The following is a 24,687-nucleotide window of genomic DNA, read 5'->3' on the forward strand; positions in this document are numbered from 1 at the left end:
AACATGCCCGGCTTGCTGCCTGACGTGGACCCGGACGGTCTGCTCGAATACTCGGTGGTCTACACCGACCGCGCCCTGAACCACATGTCCGTGAAGTTCCAGGGCGTGATGCGCGACATCTCGGCCATCCTCAAGGAGGCCTACCACGCGCAGGCAGTGGCCATCGTGCCGGGCAGCGGCACCTTCGCGATGGAGGCGGTGGCGCGTCAGTTCGCCACCGGCCAGCGTTGCTTGGTGATCCGCAACGGCTGGTTCAGCTTCCGCTGGTCGCAGATCCTGGACATGGGGCAGATCGCCTCGTCCACGACGGTGCTCAAGGCCGGCCGCGTCGGCGACGGCCCGCAGGCCGCGTTCGCCCCGGCGCCGATCGACGAGGTGGTCGCCACCATCCGTGCCGAGCGGCCCGGGGTGGTGTTCGCGCCACACGTCGAGACCGCCTCCGGGATGATCCTGCCCGACGACTACCTGCGTGCCGTCGGCGCCGCGGTGCACGAGGTGGGCGGCCTGTTCGTGCTGGACTGCATCGCCTCCGGCGCCATCTGGGTGGACATGGCCGACTGCAACGTCGACGTGCTGGTCAGCGCACCGCAGAAGGGCTGGACCGGCTCGCCCGGCTGCGGCTTCGTGATGCTCAGCGCCGCGGCGCGCGAGCGCATCGACGCCACCACCAGCACCAGCTTCGCCTGCGACCTCAAGAAATGGTTGCAGATCATGGAGGCCTACGAGGGTGGCGGCTTCGCGTACCACACCACCATGCCCACCGATGCGCTGGCGCGCACGCGCGACGTGATGCGCGAGACGCGTGAGCGCGGTTTCGGCCGTGTCAAGGCCGAGCAGTGGGAACTGGGCCAGGCCGCCCGCGCCATGCTGCAGGCCCGGGGCTACCCCAGCGTGGCGGCCGATGGCTTCCAGGCGCCCGGCGTGGTGGTGAGCTTCACCACCGACCCGGAACTGCAGAGCGGCAAGAAGATGGCCCCGCAGGGCCTGCAGATCGCCGCCGGCGTGCCGCTGCAGTGTGACGAAGGGGCGGACTTCCGCACCTTCCGCATCGGCCTGTTCGGGCTGGACAAGCTGCACGACACGAAGCGTGCCGTGGCCGTGCTGGAACGCGCCTTCGCAAGCCTCTGACCAAGGCGTGCCGGGAGGTTTTCCCGGCACCCCGGGTCTCCCGGGGCTTGTGAGCGACAGTCGCCGGCCAGCGCAACAGATCCTGCCGCCGGATGTGAAATATTTCACCTGATTCATTTTGGGGCCGTCGCTGCCCTCGCAAAATGCCTTCTGGTATCGCCTGACATGGCGAACCTTTGGCAACGATGAGCGGGTGGAGCACGGTGAGATGAAGCAGGCGGTTGGCGTGACAGGCGCAACGTCCGGTAGGGCGCGCTCGATCGGGATTCGTCCCGCGCTGGTGCTGTCCTGCCTCGGTGCGCCCGAGGGTGACCTGAGCCTGACGCGCTCGCTCGGCGAGCGGGGGGTGCCGGTCATCGTGCTCAGCGAGTACGCCACGCCGCCCTCCTCGCGTTCGCGCCATTGCCGGGCCTTCCTGCACGTACCCGGGTTCACGCGTGATCCGGCGCTGTTGCTGGGCGTGCTGAAGACCGTCCGAGGCCGCCTGGGGGTGGCACCGATCGTCTTCCCCTCCGCCGATCCGGACCTGGTCGCGCTGCTTGCGCTGCACGGCCAGCTCGACGACGTCGCGGTGAGCACCCTGCCCGCTGCGGAGCTGACGCACACGCTCAACGACAAGGCCGCCTTCGAAGGCCTGGCCGAGCGCTGCGGCCTGCTGGTGCCGCGCAGCCTGGCGGTCGGCGAGGACGACGCGGGCCAGCCCAGGCGCGACTGGCGCGAGCGCGCCGCCACCCTCACCTTCCCGCTGATGGCCAAGCCGGCCTGCCCCCTGGCCTGGCAGGCCGACGCCGTGCCGCAGGAGGTGCGCTCGGCCAAAGCGGTGCGGCTGGACGACGTGGCGGCCCTCGACCACCTGGCCCGCAGCCTGCCGCCGCGCTCCTGGGCCCAGACGCTGCTGCAGGAGTACGTGCCCGGTGGCGACGAGGAGCACTACGGCGTGCACGCCTGCGTTGATGCCGCCGGCCGCATCCTGGCCACTTCGGTGACGCGCAACTGGCGCGTCTACCCGCCCTATGCCGGCGGCGGCTGCTGCATGGAGAGCGTCGACGAACCCACCCTGGAGGCCCTCGGGCTGGATGCCCTGCAGCGCATCGGCTTTCGCAGCGGCATCGCCAACATGGACTTCAAGCGCCATGCGCTGACCGGCGAGTTCAAGCTGCTGGAGATCAACCCCCGCATCAGCCAGGCCCACATGCTGAGCACCCGCGCCGGGGTCAACCTGCCGTGGATCACCTGGCGCGACGCCTGCGGCCTGCCGGCCCTGCCGCGCCCGCAACGGCGCATCGGGCTGCGCTACGTCAACGAGGTGGACGACCTGCTTGCCGCCCGCATCTACCGGCGCGACGGCCTCTGGCCCTGGCCACGCTACCTGCGCCATGTGCTCGGGCCGGGCGTGGTCTACCAGCTGTGCCAGTGGGGCGACCCGATGCCTGCCGTGGCCGAATTGACCGGCTGGCTGCATGGCCGGCTCAGCCGGCAGCGGCACGAGGACTGGCTGACGGGCAGCGACGCGCCCCAGCCCCTTTCCCCCGCCACCCTGCGCCAGCTCGACGCGTTGGCCTACGCCGCCTGACGGCCCCCTCCCCGGCCCGGCATGCCCCGGGCAAGGCAGGCACGCTCCCGCTGCGATCTATCGCCCGGGTGGCCTCACTCGCTTGCCCCGGCCAGCTCGCTGGGCACACGCACCACGGTGACGGTGCAGTCCGCCTGCGCCACCACCTGAGAGGAGACACTGCCCAGATAGCGCCGCAGCGCCGAGTTGCCACGCGCGCCCATGATGATGTGGTCGACCTGGGTCTTCTGCGCAAACTCGACGATGGCCGTGGCGGCGTCGGGCGCCTCCAGCACGTGGAAGGTCAGGCGGTTGTCCTCCAGCCCGAGTGCCTGCGAGATCGGCCGGGCCCAGTGCTTCAGGCCGACGAGCTGCTTGACGTGCACGCTGTTGCCCTGCTTGTCGGTGAGCTCGTCCATGCCGATGCGCGCGGTCTTCATCACGCTGACGCAGGCCAGCCGGGCGCCGGGCTCGGTGGACAGGATGCGCTGCACCGTGTCGCGCACCAGGTCGAGCAGCGCGCCGGTGGCGCCCTGCACGTCCACCGCCGCCATGATGATGGGCGCACGCTTGAGCTGCTCGCCCGCGCTGCCGCGTTCGCTGGGCTCGTTGCCCATGGCCTTGAACCAGCGCTTGAGGGTCTGGAAGCCGCCCGCCTGGGCGGCCTTCTCGGCCCGCGCAGTGAGCTTGACCTGCTGCGGATTGAGCAGGTCCTGCGCCAGGTGCGCAGCGCTGGGGTGGCGCTTGGTGGCGTCCACCTCCAGGCAGCGCAGGATGATTTCCTGCAGCCAGGGCGGGCAGTCGGGCCGGTGCAGGCGCGGCGGCACGGGCTCCTTGTAAAGCCGTTCGCGCAGCCCGCGCACGCTGGTAGGGGCGCCGAAGGGGCGGTGACCAGTGGTGAGGTGATAGAGCATCACCCCCAGCGCAAACAGGTCGCTGCGGGGTTCGTTGCGAACGAATTGCACCTGCTCGGGTGACATGTACGGGCCGGTGCCCATCGGCAGGTTGAACTCCTCGTCGAGCAGGTCGGGCAGGTGGTCGTGACGCGACAGGCCGAAGTCGACCAGCACCGCCGCACCGAGCGGGGATCCGTCGGTGGCCGGTCGGAAGAGGATGTTGCTGGGCTTGATGTCGAGGTGGATGACGTGCTGGCGGTGCAGGTCGTGCAGCGCGGTGGCCACCCGCGCGCCGATCAGCGCCACCTCCTCGGCCGGCAGCGGCGCGGCGTCCAGCCGCGGGCGCAGCGAGTCGCCGGGGATGTGCTCCATCACGATGTAGGGCCGCGTGGTGAAGTCGCCCTTGGCGACGAAGCGCGGCACGTGCTGGCCCTTGAGCATGGGCAGCAGCATCATCTCGACCTCGAAGCCGACGATGGTGGCCGGGTCCTCCCCGCCCTTGATGCGAGGCACCTTCATCAGCAGCGGCAGGGCCTGGTGGTCGGGGTGCGTGACACGCCAGAGGTAGGCCATGCCACCCTGGTGCAGGCGCTCCTCCAGCCGGAAGCCATCGAGCACCTGGCCGGCTTCGAGCGGGGGCAGCACCAGGCCGTTGGTGCCAGGCGGGAGCACGGCGGTCGGCGCGGACGGGGGGAAGGGAGGCGATTCGCTCATGACGACGCAGGCAGGGGCCGGACGGAAGTGCGGGAGGCGGGTGGACCCGGGACTCAGGTGCCCACATGCAGGCGGTCGCCCAGCGCACGCGGCAGGCCGGCGGCGATGATCTTGGCGGCGGTGGCCTCGTGGTCGTAGGGCACCCGGTGGAAGGTCAGCGTGTGGTGCGCGGTGTCGAACATCGCCCAGCAGGCCGCCGGGTTGCCATCGCGCGGCTGGCCGCAGGCACCGGGAATCGCCAGCCACTGGCGGTGCGCCGGCACCGGCACGGCCACGCCGGGCACCGGGGTGAAGTCGGCGATCTTGCCGGTGCTGGACAGGTGGTACAGCGTGGGCTGGTGCACATGGCCGACGAAGGTGTGCCGGCAGTGCGTGGCATGCATGCTGCGCACCGCCTCGTTGCGCCCGAGCACGTACTCCCACTCGCTGGGCGCGAAGGCGTTGGCGTGCACGAACAGGCAGGTGCCCTCCTCGCGGGAGTAAGGCAGCGCGCCGAGGAAGTCGAGCTGCTCCTCGTCGAGCTGGTCGCGCGTCCAGGCAATGACGCGGCGCGCGTCCTCGATCAGGTGCGGGCTGGGGCCCTGCACGACCGCCTCGTCGTGGTTGCCCTTGACGGCGATGGCGCCCTGCGAAACCAGGTCACGCACCTGCTCGACCACCCAGGCCGGATCGGCACCGTAGCCGACGAAGTCCCCCAGCAGCGCAATGCGGTCGGCCCGGTGCAGGTGGGCCTGCTCCAGGCAGGCCTCGAAGGCCTCGCGGTTGGCGTGGATGTCGGTGATCAGGGCCAGTTTCATGCGACGTGTCTCCTCGGTGTCTGGGCGGGCCGGCAACCGTACCCTATCCGGACCAGCCTGCATCGGCAGTCTGACGGCCACCTGTCGGCCCCGCAAGCAGGCAAGCCCGGGCATCACGGCGGCGCCCATCGATACGGCACCCTTGACACAGCGCAAGCGTTTCCCCCTTGCGCCGAGCGCTGCTGCCGTCGCCCGCGCGGCCCCCGAAGGCAGGCCCGACGCTGGCTAGTGCAGTGTTCCATTCTGTTTCCCACTTAACCGGGAGTTGGCGCGAATGACCTTCTGCAAGATGTCGCGAGCGCTCTTGGTCCAGATGAACGGCTTGGGACTGGTGTTGTGATGCGCGACGTACGCCTTGATCGCCGCCTCCAGCTCGCCCACGCTGGTAAACACGCCGCGCCGCAGGCGTTCGGTGGTGATGTCGCGGAAGAAGCGCTCCACCATGTTCAGCCAAGACGCCGAGGTCGGCGTGAAGTGCATGTGGAACCTGGGGTGCTTGGCCAGCCACGCCTGCACCGCCGCGTGCTTGTGGGTGGCATAGTTGTCGGCAATCAGGTGCAGGGTCTTGCCCTTGGGCGTCTCGCGGTCGATCTGGCGCAGGAACTTCAACCACTCGGCGTGCGTGTGCCGCTGCTGGCACTGGCCAATGACCGTGCCGTCAAGCACGTTGAGCGCAGCGAACAGCGTGGTCGTGCCGTGGCGCTTGTAGTCGTGCGTCATCGTCTGCGCACGACCCTTCTTCATCGGCAGGCCCGGCTGCGTGCGGTCCAGTGCCTGCACCTGGCTCTTCTCGTCGCAGCACAGCACCAGGGCGTGCTCGGGCGGGGACATGTACAGCCCCACGATGTCTTCGAGCTTCTCGACGAACTTCGGGTCGCGCGAGACCTTGAAGCCACGCACCAGGTGCGGCTTGAGCCCATTGGCCTGCCAGTGACGCATCACCGTGCTGGGGCTGACCTGCAGCACCGCAGCCATCTTGCGCGTGCTCCAGTGCGTGGCGGCCTCGGGCTGGCTTTGCGTGGTCAGCTCCACCAGCTTGGCCACGTCCACCTTGACCGGCGGTGCCCCGCGCGGCAGGTCCCGCTCGATGCCCGCCAGTCCGGACTTGATGTAGCGCTGGCGCCAGCGACCCGCCGTGATCCGGTCGATGCCCAGCTCCTGGGCGATCTGCAGGTTCTGCAGGCCTTGCGCGGCCAGCAAAACAATGCGCGCACGCTCGGCCAGTCGAACGCTGGTCGCCTTCGAATGCGCCAGCCGGATCAACTCAGCCTCCTCCTCTTGACTCAACTCGATCGCAGGGGCAACTCGCACTTCCTGGCTCCAACTCTGTCCGTAGTAGACCATTGGAGTCGTGTTGTTCAATTAAGTTGCTTCAACAATCAAACACTACACTAGAATTCGCGCTGCTGGTACAGACATCGCCGGGAGGGGGCGCGCAGCGTCCGCTCGGCGGCGGGCTGCCGGTATGCCTCCCCTGCCCGTCACCCCGATCGGTGACCGTCGCCCGACCCCCGCCATGTCAAACCACCCCGCTCCCGGCACTGCTCCGACCCATCAATGCGAGGTCCTGATCGTCGGCGGCGGCCCGGCCGGTGCCACGCTGGCCACGCTGCTGGCCCGCCAGGGCCGCGACGTGGCGATGCTGGAGAAGGAGCACCACCCGCGCTTCCACATCGGCGAGTCGCTGCTGCCGGCCAACGTGTCGTTGTTCGACGAGCTCGGTGTGCGCGCCGAGGTGGAGGCCATCGGCATGCCCAAGTGGGGGGTCGAGTTCGTCTCCCCGCAGCACACCGAGCGCAGCTACGTCGAGTTCGGTGACGCGCTGGACAAGTCCATGCCCTACGCCTGGCAGGTGCGCCGCTCCGAGCTGGACGAGATCCTGTTCCGCAATGCCGCCAAGGCCGGCGCCCGGGCCCTGGAGGGTCACCAGGTCAAACGGGTGGACTTCGACGCCGAGGGCGCCACCGCCCAGGTCACGGGCGAGGACGGCGGCGCGCAGACGTGGCGCTGCCGCTACCTGATCGACGCCTCGGGGCGTGACACGCTGCTGGCCAGCCAGTTCCGCACCAAGACGCGCCACCCCAAGCACGCCAGCGCGGCGGTGTTCGGCCACTTCCGCAACGCACGCCGGCTGGAGGGCAAGAAGGAAGGCAACATCACCATCCTCTGGTTCGAGCATGGCTGGTTCTGGTTCATCCCGCTGGCCGACGGCAGCACCAGCATCGGCGCGGTGTGCTGGCCCTATTTCCTGAAGACGCGCCAGCAGCGCTCGCTCAAGCAGTTCTTCTTCGACACCATCGCGATGTGCCCGGCCCTGGCCGAGCGCCTTGCCGAGGCCGAGCTGGTCGACGACCAGGTGCACGCCACCGGCAACTACAGCTACACCGCCAACGCCTGTACCGGCGAGCGCTGGGCGCTGCTGGGCGACGCCTACGCTTTCATCGACCCGGTGTTCTCGTCCGGGGTGCTGCTGGCGATGCAGAGCGCCTTCGCGGCCGTGCCACTGATCGAGGCCACGCTGGACCGCCCGCGCGAGGCCGCCGCCGCGCGCCGCACCTTCGAGCAGAAGATGGCCTTCGGACCGCGCGAGTTCAGCTGGTTCATCTTCCGCGTCACCAACCCGACGATGCGCGAGTTCTTCATGGCGCCGGCCAACCCCTTCCGCGTCAAGGAGGCCCTGCTGTCGCTGCTGGCCGGTGACATCTACGGCAGCACGCCGCTGTGGCGACCGCTGCGCATCCTCAAGGGGCTCTACTACCTCGTCTCGCTGCAGAACCTCGGGCGCACCTGGCGCGCCTGGCGGCAGCGCCAGGTGAACATCCGCGACGTCGAGGCGAGCGGCGCGTGATGCGGACGCATGTGCCGCGCCTGGCCAAGGCAGGCCGGCGGGCGGCGGGGCGGGTCGGGCTCGGCTTGTGGCTGGCGGCCGCGTCCGCTGCGGTGTTTGCCCAGGCGGGCGATGTCGCCCCCGTGGCCGCGGATTCACCGGCCCGGCCGTCAGGCGCCTCGGCAGCGGCCTCACCAGCGACCTCGCCGAACGCCCTGCCCGCCGCAGCCCACTACCCCGAGGACGGCCTGCGCGAGCGCCCGCTCTGGGAAGCCGGGCTGGGCCTGGCTGGCCTGAACCTGGCCGACTACCGCGGCTCGGCCCACCGGCGCACGCTGTGGCTGCCGCTGCCCTACCTGATCTACCGCGGCCGCTGGCTGCGCGCCGACCGCGAAGGCGCCCGCGCCGTGCTGCTGGACACCCGCGTGGCCGAAGTCGACGTGAGCCTGGGCGGCAGCGCGCCCGCGGCCAGCGACGACAACCCGCTGCGCGCCGGCATGGCGGACCTGCCGGCCACCGTGGAGATCGGCCCCAACGTGAACCTCACGCTGTGGGGCGGCGGCGCGGCGCGGCACAAGCTCGACCTGCGCCTGCCGCTGCGCGCGGTGTTCACCGTGCAGCGCTCGCCACGCTCGATCGGCGCGGTGTTCGAGCCGGTACTCAACCTCGACCTGGTCGACCAGGCCGGCTGGAACATCGGTGCGCAGGCCGGGCCGATGTTCGGCAGTGGCCGCTACCACCGCCACTTCTACGCGGTCGACCCTGCCGAGGCCACCGGTACCAGGCCGGCCCATGCGGCCCGCGCCGGCTACGCCGGCTGGAAGGCCCTGGCATCGCTGTCGCGCCGCCAGGGGGCCTGGTGGTTTGGCGGCTACCTGCGCCACGACGACCTGCACGGCGCCGTGGTCGCCGACAGCCCGCTGGTCGAGCGCCGCGCCAGCTGGAGCGGCGGGCTGGCGCTGGCCTGGATCTTTGCCTCCTCCACGCAGACCGTGCGCACGGCCGACTAGCCGCGCATCCCGACTGGACCCAGTCCCACCCCCCGAACCTTGCCGCCCTCCGTGTCTACCCACCCACCCGTGCCGGCCCGCCGCAGCGCTCCGTTGTGGCAGCGCCTGCTGCTGACCCCGTGGATGTTCGTGCTGCTGCTGTGGCTGGGCGTGATCTCGCTGGTCTACAACCTGGCGGCCTTCGTGCTGCTGCCGCTGCTGTCGGACACCCGCGGTGCCGCCGTGGGGCGCGCCGGCATCGCCTATGGCTACCGACTGTTCTGGGCCTGCGCCCAGGCCTCCGGGTTGATGCGCATCGACGCCAAGGCGCTGGACGCCCTCAACGCCGACCCACAGGGCCTCATCATCGCGGCCAACCACCCGAGCATGGCCGATGCCCTGCTGATCGGCGCACGCCTGCCGCGCACCGTGTGCATCATGAAGGCCTCGCTGGTGGACAACATCTTCCTGGGCGCCGGTGCCCGGCTGGCGCGCTACATCGCCAATGACTCGCCCCGCCAGATGATCCGCGCTGCGGTGGAGAGCCTGCGTGGCGGCGGCCACCTGGTGCTCTTCCCCGAGGGCACGCGCACCGAGCCGGCCGCCGGGCCGCGGGGGCTCAACCCCTTCCGCCCCGGCATCACGCTGATCGCGCTGAAGGCGCAGGCGCCGATCCAGACCGTCATCATCGAGACCGACTCGCCCTACCTCGGCAAGGGCTGGCCGATCTGGCGGCTGGCACCGATCCCGATCGTGTTCCGGCTGCGCCTGGGCCAGCGCTTCGAGCCCGACCCCCACCACGACGCCCTGCTGCAACGGCTCGAAGACTACTTCCGCCACGAACTGGCGGCCGGCGCGCCGCGCTGACGCCCTTCTCCATCTCCAGCTTGCCCTGCCGAGCCCACCCCATCGCCCGGAGCCGACCGCCTTGAACGCTGCCCTCCCCGTCAACGAAACCGCCAACGGCGCCCGGCCGCGCTCGGCCACGCACGCCGTCATCATCCCCAGCTACAACACCGGCCCGAAGGTCTACGAGACGGTGCGCGCCGCCCGCGCCGGGTGGGCCCCGGTGTGGGTGGTGGTGGACGGCTCGACCGACGGCACCGCCGACGGGCTGCGCCAGATGGCCGCCGAGGATCCACAGCTGCACCTGATCGTGCTGCCCGAGAACCGCGGCAAGGGTGCCGCCGTGTTCGCCGCGCTGGAGGCGGCCCGTGCGCAGGGCTACACCCACGCGCTGACGATGGACTCCGACGGCCAACACCCCGCCGCGCTGATCCGCCACTTCATGGAAACGTCGCTCACACACATCGACGCGATGGTGCTGGGCCAGCCGGTGTTCGACGCCTCGGCGCCGCTGCTGCGCGTGCGCGGGCGGCGCGTCTCGAACGCCTGGACCAACCTGGAGACGCTCGGCGCGGGCATCGCCGATTCGCTCTACGGCTTTCGCGTCTACCCGATCGCCGAGCTGATGGCGGTGATGCAGCAGCAGCCCTGGATGCGCCGCTTCGACTTCGACACCGAGGCGGTCGTGCGCCTGGCCTGGATGGGCATCGCGCCGGTCAACCTGCCCGCCCCGGTCAAGTACCTCAGCGCCGAAGAGGGCGGCGTCTCGCACTTCAACTACCTGCGCGACAACGCCCTGCTGACCTGGATGCACACCCGGCTGGTGCTGGAATTCCTGCTGCGCCTGCCGGCGCTGCTGGCGCGCCGATTGATGAACCAGCCACCCTTCCAGTACCGCCAGGGCCGGTCCTGAGCGGGCCGACGCCGCCGCCGCTCACACCCGCCGGAACACCAGCGCGACGTTGCTGCCGCCGAAGGCGAACGAGCTGCTGAGCGCCACCTCCAGGTCCGGCGCCGCCTGCTCGGGCGCCAGCACCAGCGCCAGCGGGCACTCCGGATCGGGCAGCATGCAGTGCATGTTGGGCGGCAGGCGCCGCTGCTGCAGGGCCAGCACGGTCAGGATCGCCTCCAGGGCGCCGGCCGCACCGATGAGGTGGCCGTGCAGCGCCTTGGTGGAGCTCACGCGCAGCCCGGCGAGGGCATCGCCCCACACCTGCGCCAGCGCCTGCGCCTCGACCACGTCACCCACCCGGGTGGCCGTGCCGTGGGCGTTGCAGTAGCCCACCTCGGCGGGCGTGACCCTCGCCTGGCGCAGCGCGGCGCGCAGCGCCTTGGCCTGGCCGGCGGCGTCGGGCTTGCTCAGGTGGCTGGCGTCGCAGCTGGTGCCCCAGCCGGACAGCTCCGCATAGATCGTCGCGCCACGCGCGCGGGCCCGCGCCTCGGTCTCCAGCACCAGAAAGGCCGCGCCCTCGCCGATCACGAAGCCGCTGCGGTCGCTGGCAAAGGGCCGGCAGGCGCTGGCCGGGTCCTGCGCTGACACGTTGGCCAGCGTCTGCATCGCCTGCCAGGCCATCGTGATGCCGGGGAAGACGAGCGCCTCGCTGCCACCGGTCAGCGCCACCTCGACCTCGCCGCGCTGCACCGCCTTGGCCGCCTCCATCAGCGCCACCGCCGAGGAAGCGCAGGCCACCGAGTAGGTCAGCACCGGGCCCGTGAGCTTCCAGCGCATCGCGATGTGCGCGGCCGGGGCGTTGGGCATGAAGGCGGGGATCGTCAGCGGCGGCACCCGGCCGTTGCCACGGTAGGCCAGCTCCAGCGAGCCGCCGCCGCCCATGCCGCAGCCGGCGTACACGCCGATCTGGTCGGGGTCCAGGCCGTCGAGCACCGCCGCGTCCTTCAGCGCCAGATCAGCTGCGGCCACCGCGAGGCGGCTGACGCGGTCCAGCCCGGCCAGCTGCAGCTTGGTGAACCAGCGACTCTCGTCGAAGTCCACCACGGCCGCCGCGGCCGCCTTGGGCAGTTCGGGGAACACGGGGCGCACCGCGGAGCGCCCGGCCATCACGGCCTCGAACACCGCCTGGGGGTCGTCGCCGTGGGGCGACATCAGGCCCAGCCCGGTCACCACCACCTTCGGGAGGTCTTGCATCGGCATCTTCAATCCTTTGCTGGGGCCTGCCGGCACCGTGCCGGCACCCGCAGCCCGGCCCTGGGTCAAGAAGCTGCCGCCGCTGCCGAGCCGGCCGACTTGGCCGCCAGCACGCCGTCCACCACCGCGGCCAGCTCGGCCAGGGTGTCCATCTCGGGCGGCACGTCAGGCAGCGAGATGCCGTAGTGATCCTCGACGGCGAACAGGAATTCGACCATGGTCAGCGAGTCCAGGCCGGCGGCCCGCATCGAGCCATTGACGTCCAACTTGTCAGGCTCGACGTCGTACTTCTCCTGGATCAGTTTCTGCAGTTCCTTCAGACAGCTCATCTCGATGACATCCATGCAACAAAACCACCGGGGCGGGGCCTACGGCTCGACGGCCGCACTGCGTGCCGCGGCTCGGTGTCCCAGCCTGCACTGCTCCAGCGCATCGCCGCCCACGCCCAGCCCACACCCCACAACCCACCCGCCAGCACGTCCAGCAGCACATGCTGCTTGACCGCCAGCGTCGAGTACACGATCAACAGACCCCAGAGCGCCGTCACCAGCCGCGGCGCCAGGGGCGCCCCCACCGCGCGCCAGATGCGGTCCAGCCAGACGCCGGAGTAGCAGGCCGCTGCCACGTGCATCGACGGGCAGGCGTTGCCAGCGGCATCCAACCCCCGCAGCACAGCATACAGCGCGCTGTCGGTACCGGGCCCGGTGTAGAGGGGCGCGGCGGTGGGCAGCAGGTAGAAGCAGGCCAGCCCCCCCAGGCACAGGGCGAACACCCAGATGCCGTAGGACAGCAGCGCGCGCAGCCCCCCCATCAGGCCCGGCGCAAAGCCCACGTACAGCCACAGCGACAGGTAGGGCCAGAGTGCAGACGGCTGGAAGGGCAGCCAGCGGTCGATCGCCAGCTGCGGCATCACCAGCACCGGCTGGGCCGGGTTGCGCAGCAGGAAGAAGTAGGCCTCGAAGAACAGCCAGATGAAGACGCTGATGCCCGGCAGCTTGAGCCAGAACAGGCGGCGCGAGCGGCGCAGCACCTCGGACAGGATCCCTGGGGGCGACGGGTGATTCATGGCGGTCGTGGGCCTCGACGACCGGCGCAACCGACATCGGGGCTGAAATGTTAGTCCATCCGCAACCCCGCGCTGCGCCTGGGCGGAAGCGCTCGATGAAGTCCCTAAAATGAGCATTCCCACTCGCAGGGGGAATTGGTCTGCTCGCCGACCCAGGTGGAGACCGCATCAATCGAATACAGAGGAAGGGCAGGACCGTGCAGGCAGGCGCGCATGCGCACCCAACGACCCCCACGCGCAAGCGGGTGCTAGTGCCGCTGTACAGCCAGAGCGGCCAGCTGGGCGCGGTGGTCGAGCAGATCCTGGCGCCCCTGCGCGAATCGGGTGACATCGAGGTGCACGTCGAGCCGCTGCAGCCCCGGCCGGCCTACCCCTTCCCCTGGGGGGTGTTGCGCTTTTTCGACACCTTCCCCGAGGCCGCGCTGATGCAGCCGCAGCCACTGGCGCCGCTGGGCCTGCGCGGCGACGAGGCCTTCGACCTCGTCATCCTGCCCTATCAGGTCTGGTTCCTGGCCCCCTCGCTGCCCGTCACCTCGCTGCTGCGCCTGCCCCTGGCCCGCCAGCTGCTGGCCGGTCGGCCGGTGGTCACGGTGGTGGTGTGCCGCAACATGTGGCTGATGGCGCAGGAGAAGATGAAGGGACTGCTGGCCGACGTGGGTGCACGGCTGATCGACCATGTCGCGCTGACCGACCGGGGCCCGCTGGCCGCCACCTTCATCACCACGCCGCTGTGGATGTTCACCGGGCGGCGCACGGGCTGGTTCGGCCTGCCGCCGGCCGGTGTGCCCGAGGCAGACATCCGCGCGGCGCGCCGCTTCGGCCTGGCGCTGCGCGATGCGCTCAAGCGCGACGCCGAGCGCGGCACGGTGCCGCTGCTCGCCGGCCTGGGCGCGGCCACGGCCGACCCGACCCTGCTGTCCTCCGAGCGGGCCGGCACGCGCAGCTTCTTCATCTGGGGCCGGCTGATCCGCCGGCTCGGGCCACCTGGAGCGCTGGCGCGCCAGCCGGTGGTGGCGCTCTACGTCGTCTTCCTGGTGGCGCTGATCCTGACGGTGGTGCCACTGAGTGCCGTGGTGCAGTTCCTGCTTCGCCCCTGGTTGAACACCCGCCTGGAACGGCTCAAAACCGCCTTCGAAGCCCCGTCGGGCTCGGGCACCGAACGCATCGCGCAGTATGAATCGTGAGGTCTACATCACCCGCTCGGGCGTCTGCCTGCCAGGCGAGCCGGTGGAAAACGACGCCATTGAGGCCGTCCTGGGGCAGGTGGGACCGCGGCCCTCGCGGGCCCGTGCGATGGTGCTGCGCAGCAACGGCATCCGGCGCCGCCACTACGCCATCGACCGCGCCACTGGCCGGCCGACGCACACCAACACCCAGCTGGCTGCCGCCGCGGTGCGTGCGCTGGGCGACCTCGGCCGGGTGGACTGCCTGGCCGTGGGCAGCTCCACGCCCGACCAGCTCGGCCCCAACCAGGGCGTGATGCTGCATGGCGAGCTGGGCTGGCCGGCGCTGGAGGTGGTGGCACTGGCAGGCATCTGCGTGGCCGGCACGGCCGCACTCAAGCACGCCTGGATGGCGGTGCGCTGCGGCGAGGCCCAGCGCGCCGTGAGCTGCGCCACCGAACTGATCTCGCCCAACCTGCTGGCCAGCCACTACCAGCCGGAGCTGGACCAGCAGCTGCAGGACCTGGAGGCCAAGCCGGAGCTGGCCTTCGAGAAGGACTTCCTGCGCTGGATGCTCTCCGACGGTGCCGGCGCGGTGCTGCTGGAGCCGGAGCCGACCACCGCGCTGTCGCTGCGGGTGGACTGGATCGACCTGTCCTCGGCCGCCAACGAGCTGCCGGCCTGCATGTACGGCGGGGCCCGCCGCAACGCCGACGGCAGCCTGACGCCCTGGTCCTTCCTCTCGCCACAGGAGTGGCTGGCGGAATCGATCTTCTCGGTGCGGCAGGACGTGCGCCTGCTCAACGAAAACATCGGCCGTGCCTCGCTGAGCGACCCGCTGGGGCGCAGCGTGCGCCGGCGGGGCCTGCGCGCCGAGGCGATCGACTGGTTCCTGCCCCACATGTCGTCGATGTACTTCGCCCCCGTGGTCGAGCGGGGCATCGCCACCGCCGGGCTGCCGATCCCGCGCGAGCGCTGGTTCACCAACCTGACCGAGCGCGGCAACACCGGCTCGGCCTCGCCCTTCATCATGCTCGACGAGCTGTGGCGCAGCGGGCGCATCGAGCCCGGCCAGCGCCTGCTGCTGTTCGTGCCCGAGAGCGGGCGCTTCTCCAGCGGCTTCATCCACCTCACCGCGGTGCGCGGAGGCCCCGATGGAGCTTGACGACGTCCCGCAGGACCACAACGCCACGCTGGGCGGCTACCGCAAGGCGGTCTATGCCCGCGACGCGCAGGGACGCATCCAGGTGGTGCCCTCCACCGGCTGGGAAGTGGAGGAGATCGTCACCACCCAGGCCGCCGACGCGCTGCGCCGCCAGGCCGAGGAGGCCCGCCGCGCCGCGCAGGCCGGCCAGGGCTCCACGCTCGCCTATTGGATGTACGAGCGCCGCATGGACGTGGCGCTGCTGGCCCAGGGCACCGGCCTGTGGCAGTGGCAGGTGCGCCGCCACCTCGACGCCCGGCGCTTCGCCCGCCTTGATCGGCGCGCCCTGGAGCGCTATGCCCGCGCGCTGGGGCTGCCGGTCGAGACGCTGCTGAGCTGCCCGGGCGCGGCGCCTGGCCCCGGGGGATCGACATGACCGCCTTCGCACACCGCCACGCCGCCCACTGCGAGAGCGGGGTGATGGCCAACCTGCTCAGCCACCACGGCGCCCCCATCAGCGAAGCAGCCGCCTTCGGCCTGGCCTCGGCCCTGAGCTTCGCCTACCTGCCGTTCGTGAAGATCAACGGCTTCCCGCTGATCGCCTACCGCATGCCGCCCAAGGCGATCATCAAGGGCCTGCGCCGGCCCTTCGGCCTGCGCCTGCGCTTCGAGACCTTCTCGAACCCCGAGGCCGGGCAGGACCGGCTGGACGCCCTGCTCGCCGCGGGCCAGGTGGCCGGAGCGCAGACCTCGGTGTACTGGCTGCCCTACTTCCCGCCGGACATGCGCTTCCACTTCAATGCGCACAACCTGGTGATCTACGGCCGGGAGGGCGAGGACTACCTGGTCAGCGACCCGGTGGGCGAAGAGACGGTGCGCTGCGCCCGGGCGGACATGACGCGCGCACGCTTCGCCAAGGGCGTGCTCGCGCCCAAGGGGTTGATCTACACGCTGGAATCCCTGCAGCACCCCCGCCCGGCGCCGGCGCACTGGCGCAGGGCGATCGCGCGCACCTGCCGCACCATGCTGGCGCCCTTCCCGCTCGTGGGCGTGCGCGGCATGCGCATGCTGGCGCGCCGCATCGCCCGGCTGGACCCCGCCGCCGAGCACAGCCGCGAGTGGGTCGGCCACGTGGTGCGCATGCAGGAGGAGATCGGCACCGGCGGCGGCGGCTTCCGCTTCCTCTACGCCGCCTTCCTGCAGGAGGCGGCCGAGGCGGCCGAGCGCCCGGCCCTGGCCGCGCAGGCCGACACGCTGCTGGAGATCGGCGACGCCTGGCGGATGTTCGCGCTGCGCGCGGCGCGCATGATCCGCGCGCGCGAGCCCTTCGTGCCCGGCACGCTGGCCGGTCTGCTCAACGACATCGCCGAGCGCGAGACGCAGTTCTTCCGCCAGCTGCGCCGGGTCGCCGCCTGACGCCTGACGACTGACGACTGAACCGCACTGCCCGGAAACCCGATGCTGCGCGCCACCGGCCTGCACTACACCTACCCAGGCGCGGCGCGCCCCGCGCTGGCCGACGTGTCGCTGCAGGTCGCGCCGGGGCGCCTGCTCGGCCTGCTCGGCCCCAACGGTGCCGGCAAGAGCACGCTGATGGCGGCGCTGACCGGGCTGATCCGCCCCGACGCCGGCGACATCCGCTGGGGCGACGAACCGCTGGACACCCACGCCGGCCAGCCCCGCGTGGTGGCGCTGGCGCCGCAGCAGGACGCCTTCTACCCCATGCTCAGCGTGGCCGAGAACCTGGCCTGCTTCGCCGCGGCCGCGGGCCTCGGCCAGGCCGCCGCGCGGCAGCGCAGCGAGCAGGCCCTGGCGCAGACGCGCCTGCAGGACTGGCGCACGCGCCGCGCCGGCCAGCTCTCCGGCGGGCTGAAGCGGCGCCTGAACCTGGCGATCGCGCTGCTGCCGGCCCCGGCGGTGCTGCTGCTGGACGAGCCGACCGCCGGCGTGGATCCACAGTCGCGCGCCTTCCTGCGCCAGGTGCTGCGCGCCCTGGCCGACGAGGGCATCGCGCTGGTCGTCAGCTCGCACCTGATGGGCGAGATCGAGGCCCTGGCCGACGAGGTGCTGATCCTCGACCAGGGCCGCGTGCTGCGCTGCGCCCCGCTGGCCGAGCTGCTGGCCGACCAGAGCCGGCGCCTGACACTGGACCTCGCCAAGGCCGATCATCCGGCCGCGCGGGCCCTGCTGGCCGCGCACGGCGAGCTGCGCCCACTGGACGGCACACGGCTGGAGCTGCGGCTCCACCCGCAAAGTAGCCCGGCACGCGTGCTGGGCGCCCTGGAGGCGGCCGGGCTGGCGCTGCGCGGCGCGGAGTTCGGCCGCACGCGGCTGGAGAGCACCTTCATGGCGCTGACCGACGAGGCCCTGCGCGATGACGCCTGACCCCACGCCGGCCGGCCGCGCCAGCCGGATCGGCCGCAGCGCCACCATCCTGCTCGGCCTGATGCGCAAGGAGCTGCTGGCACTGCGCCGTGACCTGCACGGCCTGGCGGCGCTCTTCCTGATGCCGCTGATGTTCATCGTGCTGATGTCGCTGGCGCTGCAGAACTTCTGGGAGCCGCCGCGGCCACCGGCCCGCTACGCCGTGCTCGACCACGACGGCGGCGCCCCGGCGCGCGCGCTGCTGCAGCGCTGGCAGGCCCGCCACGGCGCTGCGCAGCCCCTGCCCACCGACTGGCGCAGCGCCGTGCGCCAGGGCCGGCTGGGCTACGTGCTGGAGGTGCAACGTGGCTTCTCGGCACGCCTGACCGAGCTGATCGACGGCGCGGGGCTCGACCCGGCGCGCCTCGTGCTGCATGCCGAGCCCGGGCTGGACGCCGCCGTGCTGCTCGTCACCCAGGCGGAGCTGGAACGCGGCATCGGCAACCTGCGCGCCCGGGCCCTGCTCAGCGAACTGGCGCCGTCGGCGCTCGGTGGCATGAGCCCGGACGGCGTGGCCGACTTCGTCACCGCGCAGCGCGTGGGCGCGCTCGTGCGGCCCAACGCGGTGCAGCACAACGTGCCGGCCTGGCTGGTGTTCGGCATGTTCTTCGTCGTCGCGGCGCTCGGCAGCCTGTTCGTCGAGGAACGCCGCTGCGGCGCGCTCGCCCGCCTGCGCGGCATGGGCGTCGGCCCCGGGCTTCTGCTCGCCGCCAAGGCCCTGCCCTACCTGGGTGTCAACCTCCTGCAGGCCGCGCTGATGCTGGCGGTGGGCCTGTGGCTGATGCCGCTGCTGGGCAGCCCCGGCCTGAGCCTGCAGGGCGTCGACCTGGCGGCGCTCGCCGTGGTGCTGCTGGCCATCAGCGCCGCCGCGGTCGGCCTGGGCCTGGCGCTGGCCAGCCTCATGCGCACCAGCGGCCAGGCCCTGGCCATCGGCCCGCTGGTCAACGTGCTGATGGCCGCGGCCGGCGGCATCATGGTGCCCACCTTCATCATGCCCGCGCCGATGCAGGCGCTGGCCCAGGTCTCGCCCATGAACTGGGCCCTCGAAGCCCTGCTGACCGTGCTGCTGCGCGGCGGCTCCCTCCCCCAGGTGCAGCCCCTGCTCTGGCCGCTGTTGGCGCTGGCTGGCGCCGCGCTGGCCGTGGCGGCTTGGGGCCTGCAGCGCCGCTCCCCGCTCGAATGAACGCCCCCCCCCACCTCGCCACCGACCCCGACCGCCGCGCCTGGCACGCCGAACTCAAGGCCCTGATCCTCGACGCCACCGAAAAGGCCGACCCCCCCGGCGGCCTGAGCGACGACGAGCCGCTGTTCGGCCCCGACGCCCGGCTGGACCTCGACTCGATGGACGCGCTGCAACTGTCCATGGCGCTGCAGCAGGCCTACGGCGTGCGCATGACCGACAGCAAGGACACCCGGCGCGCCTTCGCCAGCGTGGCCCACCTTGCCGCGCACCTGGCCGAGCAGCTGATCGGCCGCGGCGCCCGGCCCCGCCCGTGATGCCCCGGCCGGTCTACCTGCACGGGAGCGGCCTGGCCTGCGCGCTGGGCGAGTCACTGCCGGACAGCCTGCGCGCCTGGCAGGCCGGCCACGCCCCGGCGCTGCAGCGCCGCGCGCTGGGCGAGTCCGGCGCCGCCTATCGGCCGATCCCGGACGGCGCGGACGACGCCACTGACGACTCCGCCTGGCTGCAGCGCGCGCTGGCGCACATCGAGCGCGTGGTGCACGAGGCCGACGCCGACCGGCGTGGCGCGCTGCTGCTGGCCTCCTCGTCGCTGGACATCGGCCGGCTCGAACGCGGCGGTGCCTGGTACCCGGACGGCTTCGGCTTCCCGGAGGAAGTGGCGCGGCGGCTGGGCTGGCAGGGCCCGGTGCTCAACGTGGCCACCGCCTGCACCTCGGCGGTCAACGCGCTGCGGCAGGCCGCCACGCTGGTGGCGCATGGCGAAGTCCCGGCCGCGCTGGTGCTCGGCATCGAGCTGTTCAGCCGCTTCACGCTGGGCGGTTTCGCGGCGCTGCAGCTGCTGCCGGAGTGGCCCGCGGGCGAGGCCGCCCCCACCGGCGGGCTGGTGCTGGGCGAGGCGGTGGCAGCGCTGGCGGTCGGCCCGGCGCCCGCCCGTTGGCGCCTGCGCGGCGGGGCGCACTGCGTGTCAGGCAGCGACCCGGCCGGGCCCACCGGCAGCGCCATCGACCAGGCGGTCGCCCAGGCCCTGGCACAGGCAGGCTGGACGGCCGCGCACGTCGGCCATGTCAAGACCCATGCCACCGGCCAGCCCGGCAGCGACGCGCTGGAGGACGATCACCTTCGCCGGCTCCTGCCGCACCAGCCGCCGCGCAGCCGGCCCAAGGCCCTGCTCGGCCACACCCAGGGTGCGAGTGCCGCGGCCGAGCTGGCACTGCTGACCGCACAGCCAACGCTACCCGGGATCACCGCCGAGCGACCCGGCCTGCTGGCCCTCAGCCTGGGCTTCGGCGGCGGGCACGGCGCCCTCGTACTGGAAGACGGCGAGGTCCGCCATGCAGCATGAACCGATGCCAGGCATGACGCCGAAGCCACCGCCCCGCCTGTGGGCCGTGGCTGGGCGCTGCGCCGACCCACTCCCCGCCGACTGGTCGCAGGATCTGGTGCGCCGCCTGGGCCAGCGCCCGCGTCGCCTGGGCCGCTGGGCCGAGCGCGCCCTGCACGGTGCCCTGTGCTGCCTGGAAGCGGCGGGCGAGCGTGTGCTGCCCGCCGATGCCGCCCTGCGGGTATGCAGCCTGGACGGCGCCCAGCCGGCCCTGCGCAGCGCGCTGGCCGCCGTGGCGCAGGGCCAGATGCCGCTGCCCTACACCTTCCTGCAGAGCCAGGCCGCGGTGATGCTCTCGGCCCTCGCCGCTCATCTGGACTGGTGCGGCGACGCCCAGGCCGTGGCTCAGCGCGATCCGATCGCCCTGCTGCACACGAACCTGCTGGACGCCCCGCCCGGCGGGCTACTGATCGGCTGGGTGGAAGAGCGGGACGAGCAACAGGCGCCAGACGAGCGGGCGGACGACGGCAGCGTTGCACCCCGCGCGTGGCACCACCACTGGCTGCGCCTGCGCCTTACCGACCCCGCGTCGCTGCCACTGCCACTCGACCAGGTCCCGCACTGCCGCAACCTGGCGCCTGCTGACCTGTGGTCGCAGGCGCTGACGCACCTGCGCACCTGACGCTTGGCTGTCAGGGTGCTATGTGCACTTTGACCTTTCTTGCCCTGAGGCTGACTCCTACAGTCACCGCACAGAGGAGGAGCCGTGTCCAGTCCACGCTACTTGACGAAATCGCGCTTCAAGCTGGCGGTCGAATGCCCGACGAAGCTGTACTACACCGGCAAGCCTGAGCGCTGGGCCAACACCCAGGCGGACGACGCCTTCCTGGCCGCGCTGGCCGATGGGGGATTCCAGGTCGGCGAGCTGGCCAAGCTGATGTTCCCTGGCGGCATCGAGGTCAGCGCTACCGGCAACGCCGCTGCGCTGGCCCAGACGGCCGAGTTGCTGCGTCAGGACCGGGTCACGTTGTTCGAGGCGGCCGTTGCCCACGGCCCCTTCCTGGTACGGGTGGACATCCTGCGCAAGGACGGCGAAGCGATCGACCTCATCGAGGTCAAGGCCAAGTCCTTCTCCTCCTGCAACCCGCATGCCTTCCGCGCCAAACGCGGCGGCTTGAACAGCGGGATGTTGCCCTACCTGCAGGACGTGGCCTTTCAGCGCCGTGTACTGGAACTGGCCTTTCCCGGCTGCCACATCCGCAGCCACCTGATGCTGGCCGATACCGAGCAGCGCTCCAGCGTGGCCGGCCTGAACCAGCGTTTCAAGATCCGCCGCCGCGCCGGTGACCGTCCCGGGGTGCAAGTGGCCGAGGGCAGCGATGCCGGGTCGATCGGCGCGCCGCTGCTGACGCAGACCTGTGTCGATGCCTATGTCGATGAGATCCTGTCCGGGCCACTGAAGGCGCCGGGCTTCGACGGTCCGTTCGACGAGGTCATCCGCGACTGGGCCGAGTCCTACCAGGCCGACCGCAGGATGCCCCGGCCATTGGTGCGCAATGCGGACGATGCGAGTTCCGTGCCCCGGCGCAGGGCCCGCTGCTCAGCGGCTTCCACACCTGCTGGGGCGAGGCGCTGGCCTGCGACCGCGCCACCCTCGACGCCGGCACGGTGCTGGACCTGTGGAACTTCCGCCGCAAGCAGGCGCTGATCGACCTGGGCGTGCGGCGATTGAGCGAGGTGCACGAGGAAGACATCGGCATGACCTCCGCCGAGCTGGATGAGGTACGTGACGAGGGCCTCACCCCCCGCCAGCGCCAGTGGATGCAGGTGAGCGGCCAGTGGCCCGGTGGCGGGGCCTTCTACCTGGACCGGGAGCTGGTGCGCCGGAAGATGGCCGGCTGGAGCTGGCCGCTGCATTTCATCGACTTCGAAACCGCCCGCGTCGCCATCCCCTTCTTTGCCGGGCAGCGGCCCTACGCCAACATCGCCTTCCAGCTCTCGCACCACCGCATGGAGCGCGACGGCAGCGTCGCCCATGTCGGCGAGTTCCTCAGCCTGGATCCGGGCGTGTGCCCCAACCTGGCTTTTGTCCGCGCTCTCCAGGCCAGCCTGGGCAGCGAGGGCACGGTGTTCATGTGGAGCCCGCACGAGAACACCACCCTGCGCGACCTGCTGCGCGAGCTGGAGGACAGCGAGCCGCCACCGCCGGACCGGAATGCACTCTGCGCCTTCCTGCGCGAGCTGATCACCGTGAAGGAAAACGGTCAGATCATCCACCAAGGCCGGCGCGCGATGGTGGACCTCTGCGTGCTGGCCCGCCGTGCCTTCTTCCACCCGGCCACGCGGGGCAGCTCCTCCATCAAGAAGGTGCTGCCGGCGGTGATGGCCGCCTCCCCCTTCTTGCGCGAGCGCTACAGCCCACCCGTCTACGGCGCCGACGGCGGCATCCCCAGCCGCAATTTCACCCACTGGTCCTGGTGGCGCGCCGGTCCGGACGGCCATCCCGCCAACCCCTACGACCTCCTGCCTCCCGTCTTCGACGACCTGCCGGCTGAAGTTCTGGCGGCGCTGGAGGTGGACGAGGACCTGGAACTGGCCGAAGGCGGCAGCGCTACCACCGCCTGGGCGCGCATGCAGTTCGAAGATTCACCCGCGCTGGAACGCGAACAGCTGCGCCAGGCGCTGCTGAGGTATTGCGAGTTGGATACGTTGGCGATGGTGATGGTTTGGCAGGGGTGGGCCGCGGAATCTTTCATTTGAAATTCACCCGTTCCGCGAAAAGTGGAATCAATTCAATCCAACCGAAAGGATGTCAAATGACAAGCATGATGCCAATCAACAATGACCTACTGAATCTGTGGAAGTCCCCTCTGGCGAATGGGCAGACGCTAGCGCCAATTCAGTACCCGGATGTACTCGATGATCCGATCGTTTTTGTCGGAATGAATCCGTCATTTTCGGTCGCCGGCTGGAAGTCTCTTCAGCAACACAATTCCTCTGGACTTCCCAATCCCGCTACGGTTTTTCAGTGGCCAAACCCTGTGTTCAACCAACAGCATGCGATTACTTGGGAACAAATTGCGCTGCAAAACTACGCCTACTTCAAGTGGCACCGTCAGCTGGCCTGTATTGTTGGGAACCCCTGGTACCACCTTGACTTGTTCGCTGTCAGAGAAACGAACCAGACGGCGCTCACGCTGCAGGTATTGAAATCTTTGCGGCCGCTTTCGGTGAATCCATTTGGAACCGCTCAGCTGGATATTTTCGATCAGGCGATTGATCTCATTCGGCCAAAGGCAGTTGTCGTTGCGAACGCACTTGCTTCTCGCATCTACCTCGATAGGAGGACGCCGGGGCGACAATCCGGTTGCTGTTGCCACATTGACTCCACTACCCAAGGTTACCAGTTCCCGGTGTTTTTCTCCGGAATGCTGACTGGCCAACGCGCATTGGACATCTTCTCTCGTGAACGGTTGTTCTGCCAAGTTTCCAAGCATTTGGAACGCAGCAAGGCGTTCGAGGATTGGTGTGCGGGAACCTTGCCTGATTGCCGAGAAATAGATTTTGACCGCGATCTGTGCGGCTCATGAACCTAACTGATTCGAAACGAATCCATTCACCCGGCAGTAAACCAACTAAAGTTGATGATTTAGTGCTGGGTTAATAAATCCACCGAAGGGTATATCACTATGAATAAACAACTCCTAGATGAACAACTGGCGGAAGTGGCTGCTGGCAAAAGAACTCGTGTAGAAAGTGGTCTACAGGTAAGCGTTGCAAAAGAAATTAGCGAGAAAGAAGAACGCGATCGGGCTGGCGCAAATGCTGCCATAAGAAGCGCCAAACATCTTGAGGGAATTAAACAGATCATCGAGAGAAACAATGAGAATGCAATAGAGCACCACCGGCACATGGAGCAATTGCAGTTAGATGGAAATGAAAATCTGCTCAAGATTGGCGAGAATATTGAGCGGGTAGGAAGGGAAAGAAATCAGATAATAGAGCATGCAGCAAGAGCAAAAGAGAGAGATAGGCGCGAAAGCCTAAATCTTAATAGACAAGCCCTTGAGATTACCAAGAAGTCAGCATACGAGGAACTACTCCGGAAGAGTCCATCCTTTCTTTCTGCTCTACGTTTGAAGGAATTACTTGACTTGGAAATGGCCGCGAGTGAGTGGCGAGAACTGGAGCGCCTTCACCTGGGTTATATCTCAATCGCAGAGGGCCTTGAATCTTCAATTCGGAAGAATATTGCTGCAAGTGAGGAGAAACGCTCTGCCGAAAAGGAGATGTTAGACAGAATTCATGCAAAGGCCACCCAGGAATCCAACAAAATTCACACCAATTTAAATGATTGCAAAATCGAACTATATCGAAATAGAATAACACTGAGCCCAATATCTTGGTTTGGAGGATACGCTGAGCGGCGATCGGAGCTTAGGTTTAGGACTTACGCAGGGTCACTTCAGCTAGCGCAATGATTCGCCATTT

General features: G+C 69.9%; 25 protein-coding genes. 19 read left to right on the forward strand and 6 right to left on the reverse strand.

Going from position 1 to position 24,687, the window contains the following annotated elements; genetic code table 11:
• Positions 1–3: 3 nt before the first annotated feature.
• Positions 4–1,128 (forward strand): aminotransferase class V-fold PLP-dependent enzyme, encoded by a 1,125-nt coding sequence (locus NGK70_RS22185; protein ID WP_251970630.1) that lies wholly within the window; start codon positions 4–6, stop codon positions 1,126–1,128.
• A gap of 208 nt (positions 1,129–1,336) precedes the next feature.
• On the forward strand, positions 1,337–2,701 hold the full coding sequence (locus tag NGK70_RS22190; protein ID WP_251970631.1) for a carboxylate--amine ligase: 1,365 nt from the start codon (positions 1,337–1,339) through the stop codon (positions 2,699–2,701).
• Positions 2,702–2,775: 74 nt separating this feature from the next.
• On the opposite strand, the gene NGK70_RS22195 is transcribed toward NGK70_RS22190, so the two are convergent.
• From NGK70_RS22195 to NGK70_RS22205, 3 genes are all read right to left on the reverse strand, one after another.
• A complete protein-coding gene (locus NGK70_RS22195) occupies positions 2,776–4,290 on the reverse strand; it encodes a serine/threonine protein kinase (RefSeq protein ID WP_251970632.1) in 1,515 nt (504 codons plus the stop codon).
• Positions 4,291–4,343: 53 nt separating this feature from the next.
• Positions 4,344–5,087 carry a metallophosphoesterase family protein gene (locus NGK70_RS22200; RefSeq protein WP_251970633.1) on the reverse strand — a complete coding sequence of 248 codons (744 nt, stop codon included), beginning with the start codon at positions 5,085–5,087 and terminating at the stop codon, positions 4,344–4,346.
• A gap of 225 nt (positions 5,088–5,312) precedes the next feature.
• A complete protein-coding gene (locus NGK70_RS22205; protein WP_428985603.1) occupies positions 5,313–6,398 on the reverse strand; it encodes an IS630 family transposase in 1,086 nt (361 codons plus the stop codon).
• Between the two features lie 205 nt (positions 6,399–6,603).
• On the opposite strand from NGK70_RS22205, the gene NGK70_RS22210 reads away from it, so the two are divergent.
• From NGK70_RS22210 to NGK70_RS22225, 4 genes are all read left to right on the forward strand, one after another.
• The gene (locus NGK70_RS22210; protein ID WP_251970634.1) at positions 6,604–7,935 is read left to right on the forward strand and encodes an NAD(P)/FAD-dependent oxidoreductase; all 1,332 of its coding nucleotides are present in this window, start codon (positions 6,604–6,606) and stop codon (positions 7,933–7,935) included.
• On the forward strand, positions 7,935–8,924 hold the full coding sequence (locus NGK70_RS22215; protein ID WP_251973870.1) for a MipA/OmpV family protein: 990 nt from the start codon (positions 7,935–7,937) through the stop codon (positions 8,922–8,924). Before NGK70_RS22210 ends, NGK70_RS22215 begins: the two co-directional genes overlap by 1 nt.
• Positions 8,925–8,975: 51 nt before the next feature.
• Positions 8,976–9,770 carry a lysophospholipid acyltransferase family protein gene (locus NGK70_RS22220; protein ID WP_251970635.1) on the forward strand — a complete coding sequence of 265 codons (795 nt, stop codon included), beginning with the start codon at positions 8,976–8,978 and terminating at the stop codon, positions 9,768–9,770.
• A 61-nt stretch (positions 9,771–9,831) separates the two neighbouring features.
• Positions 9,832–10,662, forward strand: a complete 831-nt coding sequence (locus tag NGK70_RS22225; protein ID WP_251970636.1) for a glycosyltransferase family 2 protein — start codon at positions 9,832–9,834, stop codon at positions 10,660–10,662.
• 21 nt (positions 10,663–10,683) lie between these two features.
• Here NGK70_RS22225 and NGK70_RS22230 read toward each other — a convergent pair whose 3' ends face one another.
• From NGK70_RS22230 to NGK70_RS22240, 3 genes are all read right to left on the reverse strand, one after another.
• On the reverse strand, positions 10,684–11,895 hold the full coding sequence (locus NGK70_RS22230; protein WP_251970637.1) for a beta-ketoacyl-[acyl-carrier-protein] synthase family protein: 1,212 nt from the start codon (positions 11,893–11,895) through the stop codon (positions 10,684–10,686).
• A 65-nt stretch (positions 11,896–11,960) separates the two neighbouring features.
• Positions 11,961–12,239, reverse strand: a complete 279-nt coding sequence (locus NGK70_RS22235; protein ID WP_251970638.1) for an acyl carrier protein — start codon at positions 12,237–12,239, stop codon at positions 11,961–11,963.
• Complete coding sequence (locus tag NGK70_RS22240) at positions 12,221–12,961, reverse strand: phosphatase PAP2 family protein (protein WP_251970639.1); 741 nt, start codon at positions 12,959–12,961, stop codon at positions 12,221–12,223. Before NGK70_RS22240 ends, NGK70_RS22235 begins: the two co-directional genes overlap by 19 nt.
• Positions 12,962–13,206: 245 nt before the next feature.
• On the opposite strand from NGK70_RS22240, the gene NGK70_RS22245 reads away from it, so the two are divergent.
• From NGK70_RS22245 to NGK70_RS22305, 13 genes are all read left to right on the forward strand, one after another.
• A complete protein-coding gene (locus tag NGK70_RS22245) occupies positions 13,207–14,145 on the forward strand; it encodes a dialkylrecorsinol condensing enzyme (RefSeq protein WP_251970640.1) in 939 nt (312 codons plus the stop codon).
• Positions 14,135–15,289, forward strand: coding sequence for a beta-ketoacyl-ACP synthase III (locus tag NGK70_RS22250; RefSeq protein ID WP_251970641.1), 1,155 nt, complete (start codon positions 14,135–14,137; stop codon positions 15,287–15,289). Before NGK70_RS22245 ends, NGK70_RS22250 begins: the two co-directional genes overlap by 11 nt.
• On the forward strand, positions 15,279–15,704 hold the full coding sequence (locus NGK70_RS22255; RefSeq protein ID WP_251970642.1) for a helix-turn-helix domain-containing protein: 426 nt from the start codon (positions 15,279–15,281) through the stop codon (positions 15,702–15,704). The genes NGK70_RS22250 and NGK70_RS22255 overlap by 11 nt, the downstream gene beginning before the upstream one ends.
• A complete protein-coding gene (gene darH, locus NGK70_RS22260) occupies positions 15,701–16,684 on the forward strand; it encodes a BtrH-related acyltransferase DarH (protein ID WP_251970643.1) in 984 nt (327 codons plus the stop codon). The genes NGK70_RS22255 and darH overlap by 4 nt, the downstream gene beginning before the upstream one ends.
• 42 nt (positions 16,685–16,726) lie before the next feature.
• Positions 16,727–17,653 (forward strand): ABC transporter ATP-binding protein, encoded by a 927-nt coding sequence (locus NGK70_RS22265; protein WP_251970644.1) that lies wholly within the window; start codon positions 16,727–16,729, stop codon positions 17,651–17,653.
• Positions 17,643–18,875 carry an ABC transporter permease gene (locus NGK70_RS22270; protein WP_251970645.1) on the forward strand — a complete coding sequence of 411 codons (1,233 nt, stop codon included), beginning with the start codon at positions 17,643–17,645 and terminating at the stop codon, positions 18,873–18,875. Before NGK70_RS22265 ends, NGK70_RS22270 begins: the two co-directional genes overlap by 11 nt.
• Positions 18,872–19,189, forward strand: coding sequence for a phosphopantetheine-binding protein (locus tag NGK70_RS22275; protein WP_251970646.1), 318 nt, complete (start codon positions 18,872–18,874; stop codon positions 19,187–19,189). Before NGK70_RS22270 ends, NGK70_RS22275 begins: the two co-directional genes overlap by 4 nt.
• Positions 19,189–20,217, forward strand: coding sequence for a beta-ketoacyl synthase N-terminal-like domain-containing protein (locus NGK70_RS22280; RefSeq protein WP_251970647.1), 1,029 nt, complete (start codon positions 19,189–19,191; stop codon positions 20,215–20,217). The genes NGK70_RS22275 and NGK70_RS22280 overlap by 1 nt, the downstream gene beginning before the upstream one ends.
• A gap of 13 nt (positions 20,218–20,230) precedes the next feature.
• Positions 20,231–20,878, forward strand: a complete 648-nt coding sequence (locus tag NGK70_RS22285; RefSeq protein ID WP_251970648.1) for a hypothetical protein — start codon at positions 20,231–20,233, stop codon at positions 20,876–20,878.
• A gap of 84 nt (positions 20,879–20,962) precedes the next feature.
• A complete protein-coding gene (locus NGK70_RS22290) occupies positions 20,963–21,904 on the forward strand; it encodes an L-rhamnose isomerase (protein ID WP_251970649.1) in 942 nt (313 codons plus the stop codon).
• A complete protein-coding gene (locus NGK70_RS22295; protein ID WP_251970650.1) occupies positions 21,865–22,956 on the forward strand; it encodes a DUF2779 domain-containing protein in 1,092 nt (363 codons plus the stop codon). Before NGK70_RS22290 ends, NGK70_RS22295 begins: the two co-directional genes overlap by 40 nt.
• Before the next feature lie 56 nt (positions 22,957–23,012).
• On the forward strand, positions 23,013–23,786 hold the full coding sequence (locus tag NGK70_RS22300) for a hypothetical protein (RefSeq protein ID WP_251970651.1): 774 nt from the start codon (positions 23,013–23,015) through the stop codon (positions 23,784–23,786).
• A 99-nt stretch (positions 23,787–23,885) separates the two neighbouring features.
• Entirely contained in the window at positions 23,886–24,677 is a 792-nt protein-coding gene (locus tag NGK70_RS22305) for a hypothetical protein (RefSeq protein ID WP_251970652.1), read from the forward strand.
• Positions 24,678–24,687 lie beyond the last annotated feature (10 nt).

Source organism: Sphaerotilus microaerophilus, from assembly GCF_023734135.1.
In the GTDB taxonomy this organism is placed as follows: domain Bacteria; phylum Pseudomonadota; class Gammaproteobacteria; order Burkholderiales; family Burkholderiaceae_C; genus Sphaerotilus; species Sphaerotilus microaerophilus.

Excerpts from the sequence above, each read along its gene's own strand:
- NGK70_RS22185 (WP_251970630.1), top strand. The coding sequence starts at position 4 with ATGCCCGGCTTGCTGCCTGACGTGGACCCGGACGGTCTGCTCGAATAC.
- NGK70_RS22190 (WP_251970631.1), top strand. The coding sequence starts at position 1,337 with ATGAAGCAGGCGGTTGGCGTGACAGGCGCAACGTCCGGTAGGGCGCGC.
- NGK70_RS22195 (WP_251970632.1), bottom strand. The coding sequence starts at position 4,290 with ATGAGCGAATCGCCTCCCTTCCCCCCGTCCGCGCCGACCGCCGTGCTC.
- NGK70_RS22200 (WP_251970633.1), bottom strand. The coding sequence starts at position 5,087 with ATGAAACTGGCCCTGATCACCGACATCCACGCCAACCGCGAGGCCTTC.
- NGK70_RS22210 (WP_251970634.1), top strand. The coding sequence starts at position 6,604 with ATGTCAAACCACCCCGCTCCCGGCACTGCTCCGACCCATCAATGCGAG.
- NGK70_RS22215 (WP_251973870.1), top strand. The coding sequence starts at position 7,935 with ATGCGGACGCATGTGCCGCGCCTGGCCAAGGCAGGCCGGCGGGCGGCG.
- NGK70_RS22230 (WP_251970637.1), bottom strand. The coding sequence starts at position 11,895 with ATGCAAGACCTCCCGAAGGTGGTGGTGACCGGGCTGGGCCTGATGTCG.
- NGK70_RS22235 (WP_251970638.1), bottom strand. The coding sequence starts at position 12,239 with ATGGATGTCATCGAGATGAGCTGTCTGAAGGAACTGCAGAAACTGATC.
- NGK70_RS22240 (WP_251970639.1), bottom strand. The coding sequence starts at position 12,961 with ATGAATCACCCGTCGCCCCCAGGGATCCTGTCCGAGGTGCTGCGCCGC.
- NGK70_RS22250 (WP_251970641.1), top strand. The coding sequence starts at position 14,135 with ATGAATCGTGAGGTCTACATCACCCGCTCGGGCGTCTGCCTGCCAGGC.
- NGK70_RS22255 (WP_251970642.1), top strand. The coding sequence starts at position 15,279 with ATGGAGCTTGACGACGTCCCGCAGGACCACAACGCCACGCTGGGCGGC.
- darH (WP_251970643.1), top strand. The coding sequence starts at position 15,701 with ATGACCGCCTTCGCACACCGCCACGCCGCCCACTGCGAGAGCGGGGTG.
- NGK70_RS22265 (WP_251970644.1), top strand. The coding sequence starts at position 16,727 with ATGCTGCGCGCCACCGGCCTGCACTACACCTACCCAGGCGCGGCGCGC.
- NGK70_RS22270 (WP_251970645.1), top strand. The coding sequence starts at position 17,643 with ATGACGCCTGACCCCACGCCGGCCGGCCGCGCCAGCCGGATCGGCCGC.
- NGK70_RS22275 (WP_251970646.1), top strand. The coding sequence starts at position 18,872 with ATGAACGCCCCCCCCCACCTCGCCACCGACCCCGACCGCCGCGCCTGG.
- NGK70_RS22280 (WP_251970647.1), top strand. The coding sequence starts at position 19,189 with ATGCCCCGGCCGGTCTACCTGCACGGGAGCGGCCTGGCCTGCGCGCTG.
- NGK70_RS22285 (WP_251970648.1), top strand. The coding sequence starts at position 20,231 with ATGACGCCGAAGCCACCGCCCCGCCTGTGGGCCGTGGCTGGGCGCTGC.
- NGK70_RS22300 (WP_251970651.1), top strand. The coding sequence starts at position 23,013 with ATGACAAGCATGATGCCAATCAACAATGACCTACTGAATCTGTGGAAG.
- NGK70_RS22305 (WP_251970652.1), top strand. The coding sequence starts at position 23,886 with ATGAATAAACAACTCCTAGATGAACAACTGGCGGAAGTGGCTGCTGGC.